Genomic DNA, 12,538 nt, shown 5'->3' on the forward strand with positions numbered 1-12,538 from the left:
TAGATGCCCTTGTGGCAGGGGTTAGATGAGTTGACGGAAATTTCGGCGGTTCCGGCTTACAACCCCCTTTACTTACCTGGCACCGATCTTGTAGGAAGTATCTGGCTTCTCCGCTTCCAGCGTTAGTCTGGTCATGTTGGTGTATGGCGTGTCGGTCGCTATCGGCAATATTTGGGGCGGCAAGTTGGCGGACAAAAAAGGCCCGATTCCTGCCTTGCAGATCGTGCTTCTCTGCTTGGCGTTGGTATTGTTTGCGTTCACCTTTACCGCGCCGAATACATGGCTGGCTTTGGCGACGGTATTGGTATGGGGTGCAGTAGCGTTCGGCAACGTACCGGGATTGCAAGTGTATGTTGTGCAGCGGGCAGAGCGAGATGCGCCGCAAGCCATTGATGTGGCATCGGGCTTGAATATCGCCGCCTTTAATATCGGTATTGCTGGCGGTGCTTGGGGCGGCGGTGTGGTTGTCGAGCATCTTGGCTTGATGGCAACCCCATGGATAGGCGCAATGGTGGTACTCGTTGCGCTGGCTCTGACAACGCTGGCAGGTCGGCTGGAGCGTCAAGATGGCAAGGATTTCCTTGCCAAGGCGAGGCCTGCTGTTGGTCTGCATTAAACGCCGGGTATTCTCAGCGACTGCTTAATCGCTTGATTTTGATCTGCAGCAAAAGATTTTATTTTGTTGTAGAATCTTGCCTAGGCAACGATTATCCCATCTCATGAATCCACCCGCTCTTGAATTTTCCGTCACCAAAGTCGAAGACAGCGTCGGCTATTTGCTGGCGCGCGCGCGCACCATGATTTCGCGCGGGGTCGATGAATCTTTGCGCGAGCTCGATATTACCCATGCGCAGAGTAGTATTTTTATGATGCTCTGGATGGGCAAGTGTCGTACTGCGGCTGAATTATCGCGCGATCTGTTCATCGATTCGGCGGCCATGAAACGCACAATCGACAAACTGGTTGCCAAAGGTTTATTGGAGCGCATCGCTGATCTCGATGACAAACGCTTATATGCCTTGCAACTGACCCCGAGTGGCCACGCAATCGCACAACAATTGCCGGCCATTTATCGCGAAGTCCTCGACATCAGTTTCACTGGTTTTCAACAAGAAGAAATCGAGTTTTTGAAGTTCCTTTTGAGGAAGTTACTTGCCAACCGCCCGATACTCGAAGCTCATAGCAATACTTGCCATGACAATCAATAAAAAAGCACGTTTCCTACCTTACATGGCTACCCTCATGACCCTCAACCCCAAACAATTTATTCGCCACCGCTCAGGCATGGCGCTGATCTTGGCCGCCAGCGCCATGCTGGCTGGCTGTGTCAGCCACAGTGGCATAGAAAGTCATGCTCAGCTTCACACCCTGCCCGACAGTCGCAGCGACGCCCTGTACGGCACGGCCCAAGCGAACTGGCCCAACAGTGATTGGGCCGGCGCGATCGGCGGCGCAGAATTACAAGAATTGATCGCCGCTGCACTGGCCGGCAACCCCAGCTTGCAAGCCGCCGCGGCCCGTATCGATGCGGCCCGTGCCGCGATCGCCATCAGCCGCTCGGCCACGTTGCCGAGTGTCAATGCTTCCTTCGAAAATACCTATCAGCGGTATTCCGAACATGGCTTAATCCCGCCTCCATTGGCAGGCAACTATTATTCAGATAACGAGTTGGCCGTCAGTATTACGTATGATCTCGATTTCTGGGGCAAGCACAGTGCTGAAATGCGCACGGCTTTATCCCAAGCCCAAGTCGCCGAGGCAGAGCAACAAAGCGTACGTCTGATGCTCAGTAATGCCGTCGCACGCAGTTGGTTACAATTGGCCAGACAGTATGCGCAGCGTGAAATGAGCCTGCAGCAAAGACTGGTACGGGAAAAATTTGATGCCCTGATTGCCCAACGTGTACACGCCGGACTCGATACCCAATCCGACATCCAACAAGGCGTCTTGCAAGTGGCGGCCTTGAATAAGGACATTTCCGCTTGGGATGAAGCCATCGCACTGAGCCGCAATCAACTCGCCGCCCTGCTCGGCGCTTCACCGGAACGTGGCAGTGCCATAGCACGACCAAAATTTGATGGTGCGCAGCACATTGGCGTGCCAGCAAGTTTGCCTTTGGAATTAATCAGTCGCCGTCCCGACATCGTGGCAGCACGCTGGCGCGTCGAGGCGAACCAAGGTGACATCGATGCGGCAACAACACAGTTTTATCCGAATGTGAACTTGGTTGGCTTTGCCGGTTTGTCGAGTATCGGCGTCGATCAATTTTTCAAGAGCGGCAGCTTGATCGTCGGAGTCGGCCCATCGATACATCTGCCGCTGTTTGAAGGCGGCCGCTTGCGCGCGCAATTGAAAACCCGCGTAGCCGCGTATGACGTCGCCGTCGCCACCTACAATCAAAGCCTCACCGATGCCCTGCATGAAGTGGCGGATCAAGTTCAAATGATGGCCGGCAGCAGTGCCCAAATCGCCCAGCAACAGTCGGCGACCGATGCCGCGCAACGCAGTTTGAACTTGGCACGCCAACGCCAGCAAGCTGGAACGGCTAATTTATTGCCAGTACTGAGCGCCGAAAGTCTGTTACTCAGCCAGCAAAAACAAACCATGGATTTGGTGTTCCGCCAAGCGGAAAGCCAAATCAACCTGATCAAGGCACTCGGCGGTGGCTATGACAGTCAAGCGCACCATGCCACCCCGCCGCACTCCCCTCTTTCCGTATCCAACAACTCGAAGGCAGCGTTATGAACGCCCCAACTCAAAATCCAACCCCATCGACCCCTGCAGCCGTAGAGGCGACGCCAGACACCAGCAAACGACGCGGCTTGCTCATCGCCATTACCACCGTGGTCGCGCTTGGCATTGCCGCCTATATTGTTTGGTGGACGCTGGTCGGCAGCCATTATGAACATACCGATGATGCCTACGCCGCCGGCAACGTGGTGCAAATTACACCGCAAGTGGCCGGTACCGTACTGGCCATCCATGCCGATGACACTGAAATGGTGCAAGCCGGCAAGCCGCTGATCGAATTCGATAAAACCGACGCCAGCGTGGCTCTCGACCAAGCTGAAGCACAACTCGCACAAACCGTGCGTGAAGTCAAAGTCCTGTTCGCCAACAATGCTTCTTTGCAAGCCAATATCGATTTGCGCAGCAGCGATGTCGAACGTGCCAAGGCCGATCTGGCGCGGCGCGCCCAATTGCTCAGTTCCGGGGCGATTTCGACCGAAGAACTTGAACATGCCCGCAATGCCTTGAAAACCGCCGAAGCAGCCTTGATCGCCACGCGTGAACAATTGGCTTCCAACCATGCTTTGACAGAAAATACTTCAGTCGCCCAGCATCCTAACGTCTTGCGCGCGGCCGCTAAAGTACGCGAAACCTTGCTCAGCTACAGCCGTGCCACCATACCGGCACCCTTGAGCGGCTATATCGCCAAGCGTTCGGTACAAGTAGGCCAACGCGTGGCGGCCGGCAGCCCTCTGCTGTCCATCGTGGCGCTCAATTCGCTCTGGGTGGATGCCAATTTCAAGGAAGGCCAATTAGCCCACATGCGCATCGGTCAAGATGTGCTGTTGCATTCCGATATATACGGCAGCGATGTGGAATTCCATGGCAAGCTGTTGGGCATGTCGGCCGGAACCGGTTCGGCCTTTGCTTTATTGCCAGCGCAAAACGCCAGCGGCAACTGGATCAAGGTGGTGCAGCGGGTACCAGTGCGTATTTCCTTGGACCCGAAAGAATTGGCTGATCATCCGCTGCGCATAGGGGTGTCAATGCAAGTTCAGGTTGATATTTCACAGCAAAACGGCGTGCCGGTAACTGCTGCCAATTCTGCCCCGCGCTACGAAACCAAAGTATTTGAGCAGAGCAGCTTGGCAGCGGATCAAAAGATCGCCGCGATCATCGCTGCCAATATGGCACCGGCCACCCGGACAAAATAATGAGCACCGCTGCACACGCACCCCACGCACCGCTGAAAGGAACGCAACTGGCGATCGGGACCTTGGTCTTATCGCTGGCGACGTTCATGAACGTGCTCGACTCGTCGATTGCCAATGTCTCGATTCCTGCCATCTCGGGCAATCTGGGTGTCTCGCCGCAGCAAGGAACTTGGGTAATCACCTCGTTTGCCGTGGCCAATGCGATTTCGGTGCCGCTGACCGGTTGGTTAACCAGCCGGTTCGGCCAGGTCAAGCTGTTCATGAGCTCGATTTTGTTGTTCGTGTTTTCTTCATGGCTATGCGGCATGGCACCGAACATCGAAACCCTGATCGCCGCCCGCATCTTACAAGGTGCGGTAGCCGGACCGATGATACCGCTGTCGCAGTCACTGTTATTAGGCAGTTACCCATCCTCAAAAAGCTCGATGGCGCTGGCACTATGGGGGATGACTACCTTAGTCGCGCCGATCATGGGCCCCTTATTGGGCGGCTGGATTTCCGATAATTACTCGTGGCCGTGGATTTTTTACATCAATATCCCGGTTGGTTTATTTACGGCCTGGGCCACTTGGTCGATTTATCACACCCGCGAATCGGTCATCAAAGTTGTCCCCATCGATAAGGTCGGTTTGTTCTTGCTGGTAGTGTGGGTCGGTGCCTTACAGATCATGCTCGACAAGGGCAAGGAACTCGATTGGTTCAATTCCGGTGAAATCGTGTTACTGACCGTGATTGCCGCGGTAGGCTTGCTGTATTTCATCGTCTGGGAAAATGGTCACAAGCATCCGGTGGTCGATTTATCGCTGTTCAAAGGGCGTAACTTCTCGGCTGGCGTATTAGCGATTTCCATCGGTTATGGCTTGTTTTTCGGCAGTTTGGTGATCATGCCACTGTGGTTGCAAACACAATTATCGTACACGGCCACCGAAGCCGGTAAAGTCATGGCACCAGTCGGTATTTTTGCGATTTTGCTCTCGCCGGTGATTGGCAAGCTGTTACCCAAAGTTGATGCACGGAAAGTTGCTTCGGTAGCCTTCTTATTATTTTCTGTCGTGTTTTTCATGCGCGCGCGCTTTACCACCGATGTCGATACCATCAGCCTCTTGATACCGACCTTGATTCAAGGCGCGGCCATGTCGATGTTCTTCATCCCTTTGACCTCGATCATTTTATCGGGCTTGCGCCCGGATAAAATCCCAGCCGCATCGGGCTTGTCCAACTTCGTGCGTATCATGTGCGGTGGCATGGGTGCCTCGATCATGACCACCTTATGGGACAGTCGCAGCACCCTGCACCATGCACAAATGACCGAACATACCGGCAGCGCCTACCCGGCTTTTCTCGAGAGTGTGCGCAATCTGGGCCAACTCGGCCTGCCCGACAGCGCTGCCTATGGCGTGATCGAGCGCACGATCAGCGTACAAGCCAGCACCATGGCCGCCACCGATATTTTTTACATGGCCGCCTTCATGTTCCTTGGTCTCATCGGTATGGTATGGCTGACCAAACCGAAAAAATCGGCGATGCCTGTCGATGCGGGTGGAGCGCACTGAGTAGGCCGACTGCAGTGAATCGAACAGGTAGAGAACAATGATGGGCATCGACAGGACTTCGGACCTGTCGATGCCCCATGACCCCAAGCGGCAGACACGTCATTCCTGCGCGCTTTTGGCAGGAATCCAGCGGCGTTCGTGCTTAACTGAAAATACCCGAAATTATCTGAAAGCGACACCGGATTCCCGCCAAAATCATGCTGTTGGCCCCGGATGCCCCTTCCATTGTCAGCATGTCGAAGCAGGAAGGTATTTCTGAAGCCACACTTTATAACTGGCGTACAAAACTAGTCAGCAAGGACGCCCTGTGCCAACTCCTATCAGAAAAAAATTAAAGAATTGCAACGAGAAGTAGACCGTAAAAATAAGGCGCTGGCAGAAGCAGCAGCGTTATTGGTGCTGCAAAAAAAGCTGCGCGCCCTGTGGGACGAGGGCGAGAACGAATGACTGCGTTGAGCGACCGGCAGGAATTGATCGTGCCGATTCGGCTCGCGTGCGACCAAGGGGCGCGCTTGTTTAAAGCTTGCGAGGTCGCAGAAATTTCGCTCAATGATTGGTATCGCTGGCAGAAGAATGGGGCTGTGGTTGATGATGCGCGCCCTTTGGCGGAGCGTCCTGTACCGGCCAACAAGCTTAGCCAAGATGAGCAGGAGGAAATTCTGAGTGTCTGTAACAGGGGGTGTAAGCCGGAACCCCAGAAATTTCCGTCCTGGCTAGGTTATTGCCTGTCGTTCAAGGAAAGGCGAGTTTCAAGAACGCTGGACCGTTGCTAGTGGCAAGAACAAGGTCAGCGGTGAGTCTGGCAAGACGATGAAGCCGTGATGCCGGTAGAACGCCGCTGCCGCCGCGTCCTTGGCATCCACCAACAGGGCAAAGGCGGCAATCTCTGAACTGGCAGCACGGTCAAGCGCATCGGCCAGCAGCGCACCGCCGAGACCTTGCCCCTTGAATGCCTGATCGACGGCCAGACGGCCCATGCGGACGGCAGGCACGGTCGGATAGCGCGGCAGCTTCTTGCCGGTATTGACTGGAAGATCGGCCAGCAGCAGGCTTGCCGACGCCAAGGTGTAGTAGCCCGCAATGCGCTGCCCGTCCGCCACGGCAACGAAGCAGGCGGCCACGCGGCGGCGAATGTCCTGGGTGACTTGCTCACTCAGGTAACGATTCAGCTGCTCCGAATCACTGCGAAAAGCAGTGCGGTCATGTGCGGCATCGAGCGGCGCGAGACGGAACGGTGCATCGCTCATTTAGTGCGCAGGAGCTTGCTGCGCCGAGCGAAGGCGCGTTGCAGAGCCGGTGCCGGTTGCGGCGGTGATAGCAGCGCCTGTGCAAAGCACTCCTGATCGGCCAGCGACAAGCGGATGACTTCGGCCTGCTCGATGGCGCGCTGCGCGGCGTCCTGAACCGCAGACACAACGAAATCAGTCATGGTGCGGCCTTGAAGCTCGGCGGCGCGCTTGAGCATCGAATGCAGATCGGTACTGATCCGGGCTTCGAGACGGGCGGTAGTGATGGCTGTGGGCATGGTTTTGTCCTCCTGATGAAACAATACGGCAAATTGCCGTACACGTCAAGGTGCAACCCGTACATAGGCCTGTGATACGCCCTGCGAGAACTGGCCGTGGCTGCGCAAAATGGACAGCCAGTAGCCCAAGCTGAACAATAAGCGCTCCATCATCAACAACCTATTCAAGCAACGGTTTCACTGGCTAAATCGTGCTTATGCAAAATTATTTACACCCTCTTGCATCGATAACGCGACTCAAGCCTATCGTCGCCTCCTGACAAGCAGCATATCGAACAGCCAAATCACCAGCATCGATAATCCTGTCAGCGGAAAAATGAGACCCCCGATAGCCATCAGTGCGACGACGAGGCCTTGTGCCGCGAGGTTGAGCGGTAGCGGCGGTGGACCGAGGACTGGTCGTCGTTGCCACCACATCAGTGCGGCCGACACACACAAAATAACGATCGCGATGCACGCCACCAGTAGCACCAACTGGTTGGCAAGCCCAAATTGCTGGCCTAGATGCACATTGATACCCCATTCCAGCGCTTTACCCAGAGGTCCGTAATCGGCATAACGCATGTCAAGCAGAGCCTTGCCGGAATACTGGTCGAGATGAATCACGCGTTGGCGCAACAGATCATTCGGATACACCGAGCCGGTGTAGACCGCCGATGCGCTAAGCGGCGGATTGATGGCGTAACCGCGACTAAGGCCAAGCGCATCGAAGCGGACGACGGCTTGGTCCAGCGTCATCGCCTTAGCCACATGATGGGGCGGCTGGAATGGCACTTGCGCTTGTTTGAGCGACCAACTGGTAGGTGCCAGGTGGTCGAGGTGCTCATCGGACATCGGCACACTGACACGCACACCCTCTGGGTAACCGAAGTTGTTGCCATTAGCCCATTGATTGACCGTCTTGCCCCAGACCAGCGACCATGGCATCCCAGTGACGGCAAGGAAGACGATGAAGAACGCCACGAAGATACCGGTAACGGCATGCAGGTCGCGCCAGAGGGTGCGTCTGCGCACTGTCACGACGCCGCCACGCCGGCCACGTGGCCACCAGAGGAAAATTCCGCTGAGTACCAATAAGATGCTCCAGCCAGCGGCGACTTCAATGAGCGCGTTGGCCACCGGGCCAAAATAAGCCAGGCTATGCAGGTGCCGCAGGGTCCAGAGCACGCCGCCTTTTTCGGGTAGGCACCCCAGTATTGTGCCGCGATATGGATCGATATAGATTGCCAGATTCTCGCCAGCTACGGTTTTGATCGTGGCTTCGGCGGCGTTGCTGGCAAGTGCAGGCGGTACGTATTTGAACAGGGTGCCCGGATACGCAGCCAGCGCAATGGTCGCAAGGCGCTGGTGCGGTAGCGCTGCCTGCGTACTGACCGCGACGCTTTTCAAATCGCGATAAATAATCTGCTCGATTTCGCTGCGAAACAGATAGATCGCGCCGGTGACGGCCAGCAGGATCAAAAAAGGTAGAACCAGCAGGCCGGCATAGAAATGCCAGCGCCAGACGGCGCGATACCAGTCGGCCGGGCGAGGTGCCCTTACGCTTATGCTCATAAAATATCCGGTTGAGTATAAAAGAAGCGGACCATGAACAGGCCCGCTCCGGCAGATTCCTAGAATGTCACGTTGGCCGACAGGTAGACGGCGCGACCATCACCTGGTGAGTGACGCGTCTGATCATTGATCCAAACGTATTCATAATACCGATTGGCCAGGTTTTTCAGTTGCAGTTCCAAAGCGACGGCAGGCGAAATTTGATAGCTTGCGCTGGCATTGAGCAATACGTAGCCGCCAAACTTGCTGCCGGTATTCGCGGTAGTCAGGTAGTAGCCGTCCTGGCCATTGCCCCAGGCCGACAGTTTCAAGTCTGGCGTGGCTTGGAAATCGGCACCAGCCGTAAAGACGCGATGCGGCACATGATCGATTTCCTTGTTAATCGTGGCCGGTGCGCTTGGATCAGGTTGGACAATTTTCGAGCGTTGCAGCGAATAAGCCAACCAGATGTTGGCGCGTTTATCTGGACGCAGATTGACTTGCAGATCGACACCCTGGCGTAGTGTTTTGCCAACGTTTTCCGAACTGCCGGTGGGGTCATTGAGGCGACGCTTGACTTCGTCCGAGGCGCGCTGCTCCCACACTGCAAGGCGAGCATCGATCCACTCAGCCGGCGTCAGCTTGAGACCGGTCTCCCAGCCATCATTGATGGACGGACGGAGGGGGTTGGCAGTGGATTGGTACGCAGCTGCGCCAGCGCCGACTTGGAAGCTGCGGCCCCAATTGGCATAAAGGCTGGCGAGCGGCGAAGCGGCGTAGACGATACTGAACTTCGGCTGTTTGATCAAACCATAATCCTGAATCGGATAAAACACACCTTTTGACGGATCAGAAAAACTGCCACTGATTTTGTCGACTCGAAAGCCCGGGATAATTTTCAGCGAGTCTAGCGGCTTGATCACGGCCTGTAAATATGTCCCAACGGTATCGAATGTGAAGTGATGATCACGCGTGGTGCTGACGGCGACTTGCTTGACAGTGTTATAGCGTGGACTGAAATCATTTTGGTGCTCAGCACTGACACCGCCTTGTATCGAAAAGTCTTTTAGCCATTGCAAGGCTGCCAATTGCGGCCGGTAGGTCAGCGAGCTGAGCGCGCCGTAATGCGTTTCATCAATGACGCGCTCCTGTTGCGACGTCGTGGTCGAGTAACGCAGCCAGCGCTGATCTTGTATCGTGTTCAGGTATGCCTTGGCCGATACCGACAACTGCGCACTGAGTTCGCTGTCGAGATGCAGGCTGATCTGGTTGAGCTGGCGATTGCCGCCATCTGATTGGGCATAGGTGTCGGAGTTGGTCGGATTATTTCGGGCATCGGCGGCAGTCAGGTAGCCTGCTTCCTGCGCTTTAGCCTCTGCATGCCGTACACTGAGACCGAAGCGAACACGGCCATCGTCGCTGGTGTAAAACCACTTGCCGGCGAGTGTGAAGTTATCGCTACGAGAATGCTCCCGATAGCCGCCGACGCTCTGGTAACCGAAGGTATAATTTTGCGACCAATTACCCTCTTCTATGCCTTTGACAATTTGGATTTGCTCGGTATCGAAGCTGCCGTAGCTAACTCGTGCCTCGCCGTAATTACCGCCGGTACGGGTGATGATATTGGCGTTACCGGCAATATTATGCAAGCCATACCGGGGATCGTTGGTACCACGTACTATTTCGATTTTTTCGATTTCTAGGGGCAGAATAGCGCCGATGAGGGGCATGCCACCGGCGTTATCGTTGCCAGGGATGCCATCGATGAGTAACTTGACCGCATTCACTTCGCCTTCGCCGTTGAAGCCGCGGAACGATAGCTTACCGGATTCATTACCTTGTCTGAATGGAGTAAGCATCACTCCAGGCGCGCGAGAAAATAATTCCCAGGCACTGTTGACTTGCTGATCACGTAACAGGTCTGCACCCAAAATGTCGACTGAACTGAGCACGCTGCTGCTTGCCAACGGGCCGGTTCTTTTTCCGCTGATTTCGATGCGACCGATAGTCAGTGAGGAGTCGCCGCTGACGTCGGCTTGCGCCATTACAGGCAAGCTGTAGGCAAGGCTGAATACGCCGGCAATTGCCAGAGTAAACGGTGATAAGGCAGTATTGCAACGAATTGCAGGTGTGCTGATGTGAATGGTACTGGACATGGATATTCCTGAAAAAAGGCTATGCCGACCCAGAGTCGGATCGACAAAAACGAGCGCGGACAGGCAGAAGAGTGCTCTGACCTTGGCTCAGTGACTAATCAGGTGATGGACGGTGGGCCGCGCGGATTCGCCTCGGACCAAGAAAATAAGGGGGATGGAGACTGATAAAACAGGGGCGGAAACAGATCATGCCCGCCAATGACGGAAAACAGTGTTGAACTGTTTGATGGTATGACAAACGCACCGGCATGGCTCGCACAAAACGCGCAGTGTTCCATATGATGTAAGACATTGTCCTGACCAGAATTGCCGGACGTATCTTGCGCTACCGATACAAACTTTGATCCTTTCAGGCTACAAACTTCTACCCAGCTAGCCTTGCCATCGGCTGCAAAGAAGGCATGGGAGAGAGAAGGCGCGAGCAGATTGAACAGCATGGCGAAACATGCGATCCAGATATACAGCGTTGTTCGTTTTGACATCATACCCATGTCAATATTGTAACTGATCCGTTTCAAGCATCTCTTCTTTTGGATGAAAAATTTTCACAAGGTGGCATGCGGTGTTTCAGGTGTAAACAGCGTCCGCCAGGCTTTTGCCACAGCCTCTTAAGGAGGCACAGCATAAAAATGCTCGTGCATTCGGCCGACAACACCTGCAGAAATAGTGATTTTTTGATTTTTTTTAAAAAAATCAACGTCTATTCATTAAATTTCGTTAGAATTTTTTTGGGTAAGCAGCTTGCAGTATGCTACTTGGAATTTTTAGCGACTTAATTTCTGACATCTGTTGGGGATAGGGTGAGCACGCTCAGCTATCGCGATGGCGTATCGAAAGAAGACTACGATGTCGCGTTTCTGCTCTACGACTTGGGCAAGCTGGGTGTGGCGACATATAATGGTGCCGGATGTGCTGCAGCCACTGTGGTGCTCAGTGCGCTCGGCGTTGTTGGCCCCGTTCCAAGGATGGGGCAGACTTTACAAGCTGTACAGACTGTCGAGCATGCGGTCGAGCTTGCTCGGCTTATCAAGGCGTCAAAGGATATCGATGATGATATTCTTGTTTGCCGGGGTGGCGCTTGCACGGCCGAAAGCTTTATTAAAGGTAGTGGCGTAACAATATCTGTCGATGGAACTTTGAATGGGGTATCGGCACAGAGCCGTGTTGGAGCAAACCTTAGGGAGCTGGCAAAGCCTTTCAAGAACAATCAAGTTGGGGTGACTTCAGCAGGTAAAATACGAGCAGCCGGAGGAAGGATAATGGCAGACGGACACGCTGGAAACAGAAATCATGCAACAATTGACGGCCTTACTCCGCAACAACTGGAAAACTTGTTTTCGCCAGCGATACGAAATCCTGTCGCTCCAGCGCTGCGTAGCTTTTAAGTGAGTTTCACACATGACCACACTATATGTCGATTTTAATGAAATGCCGGAAGCTGATCTCGTATTGCTTTCTACTCATGATAGCAAGATGGCGATAAATGGTCAGGCAGTACTGCTTAACGAGGGTGCAGAGGTCAACGTGTACATGGATGACATAGATGAAAACGGCGATGTTGATAATTTGGTGGCAACCGGAATCATTGAAAGGAATTCAAATCAAGCTTGGGGGGCGCAGGTTAAATGGTGCTGCCGCATAAATGCGGATGGTATTCGGCATCAGTCCGAATTCGATCCTGATAGCCTTGGTGCAGAGCGTGTTCGCCATTTTATGTAAACACCAACTCAATCACAGGTGTCAGCAACGAGTCAATTACCCCGGCCTCAAGAGGCTGTCGCAAAAGGGTTTTCAGTCGGTATCATTACTCCAACTGGCCGACATGTC

Annotated in this window: 12 protein-coding genes and 1 pseudogene; 8 read left to right on the plus strand and 5 right to left on the minus strand. The window is 54.3% G+C overall.

The window, feature by feature from the left end:
* Window positions 1–64: 64 nt before the first annotated feature.
* From QN359_RS10690 to QN359_RS10715, 6 genes and pseudogenes are all read left to right on the plus strand, one after another.
* Window positions 65–616, plus strand: a pseudogene (locus tag QN359_RS10690) (MFS transporter); the annotation flags it as partial.
* Between the two features lie 103 nt (window positions 617–719).
* Window positions 720–1,208 (plus strand): MarR family transcriptional regulator, encoded by a 489-nt coding sequence (locus QN359_RS10695; RefSeq protein ID WP_322248392.1) that lies wholly within the window; start codon window positions 720–722, stop codon window positions 1,206–1,208.
* Window positions 1,195–2,745, plus strand: coding sequence for an efflux transporter outer membrane subunit (locus QN359_RS10700; RefSeq protein WP_322248393.1), 1,551 nt, complete (start codon window positions 1,195–1,197; stop codon window positions 2,743–2,745). The genes QN359_RS10695 and QN359_RS10700 overlap by 14 nt, the downstream gene beginning before the upstream one ends.
* Window positions 2,742–3,944, plus strand: coding sequence for an efflux RND transporter periplasmic adaptor subunit (locus QN359_RS10705; protein ID WP_322248394.1), 1,203 nt, complete (start codon window positions 2,742–2,744; stop codon window positions 3,942–3,944). The genes QN359_RS10700 and QN359_RS10705 overlap by 4 nt, the downstream gene beginning before the upstream one ends.
* Window positions 3,944–5,497, plus strand: coding sequence for a DHA2 family efflux MFS transporter permease subunit (locus tag QN359_RS10710; RefSeq protein WP_322248395.1), 1,554 nt, complete (start codon window positions 3,944–3,946; stop codon window positions 5,495–5,497). Before QN359_RS10705 ends, QN359_RS10710 begins: the two co-directional genes overlap by 1 nt.
* A gap of 443 nt (window positions 5,498–5,940) precedes the next feature.
* Complete coding sequence (locus QN359_RS10715) at window positions 5,941–6,270, plus strand: hypothetical protein (RefSeq protein WP_323493267.1); 330 nt, start codon at window positions 5,941–5,943, stop codon at window positions 6,268–6,270.
* Here the strand turns inward: QN359_RS10715 and QN359_RS10720 are convergent.
* From QN359_RS10720 to QN359_RS10740, 5 genes are all read right to left on the minus strand, one after another.
* A complete protein-coding gene (locus tag QN359_RS10720) occupies window positions 6,247–6,744 on the minus strand; it encodes a GNAT family N-acetyltransferase (RefSeq protein WP_322248397.1) in 498 nt (165 codons plus the stop codon). The genes QN359_RS10715 and QN359_RS10720 overlap by 24 nt on opposite strands.
* The gene (locus tag QN359_RS10725) at window positions 6,741–7,022 is read right to left on the minus strand and encodes a DUF1778 domain-containing protein (protein WP_322248398.1); all 282 of its coding nucleotides are present in this window, start codon (window positions 7,020–7,022) and stop codon (window positions 6,741–6,743) included. The genes QN359_RS10720 and QN359_RS10725 overlap by 4 nt, the downstream gene beginning before the upstream one ends.
* A 243-nt stretch (window positions 7,023–7,265) precedes the next feature.
* Complete coding sequence (locus QN359_RS10730) at window positions 7,266–8,576, minus strand: PepSY domain-containing protein (RefSeq protein ID WP_322248399.1); 1,311 nt, start codon at window positions 8,574–8,576, stop codon at window positions 7,266–7,268.
* Window positions 8,577–8,635: 59 nt separating this feature from the next.
* Complete coding sequence (locus QN359_RS10735) at window positions 8,636–10,711, minus strand: TonB-dependent receptor (RefSeq protein WP_322248400.1); 2,076 nt, start codon at window positions 10,709–10,711, stop codon at window positions 8,636–8,638.
* Between the two features lie 98 nt (window positions 10,712–10,809).
* Window positions 10,810–11,229: a DUF2946 domain-containing protein gene (locus QN359_RS10740; RefSeq protein ID WP_322248401.1), complete on the minus strand. Its 420-nt coding sequence runs from the start codon at window positions 11,227–11,229 to the stop codon at window positions 10,810–10,812.
* Window positions 11,230–11,511: 282 nt separating this feature from the next.
* Here QN359_RS10740 and QN359_RS10745 point away from each other — a divergent pair, with 282 nt between their 5' ends.
* The gene (locus tag QN359_RS10745; protein WP_322248402.1) at window positions 11,512–12,096 is read left to right on the plus strand and encodes a hypothetical protein; all 585 of its coding nucleotides are present in this window, start codon (window positions 11,512–11,514) and stop codon (window positions 12,094–12,096) included.
* Window positions 12,097–12,109: 13 nt separating this feature from the next.
* Complete coding sequence (locus QN359_RS10750; protein WP_322248403.1) at window positions 12,110–12,430, plus strand: hypothetical protein; 321 nt, start codon at window positions 12,110–12,112, stop codon at window positions 12,428–12,430.
* Window positions 12,431–12,538 lie beyond the last annotated feature (108 nt).

Origin of the sequence: Undibacterium sp. 5I2, assembly GCF_035019605.1 — a bacterium.
GTDB lineage: Bacteria > Pseudomonadota > Gammaproteobacteria > Burkholderiales > Burkholderiaceae_D > Undibacterium.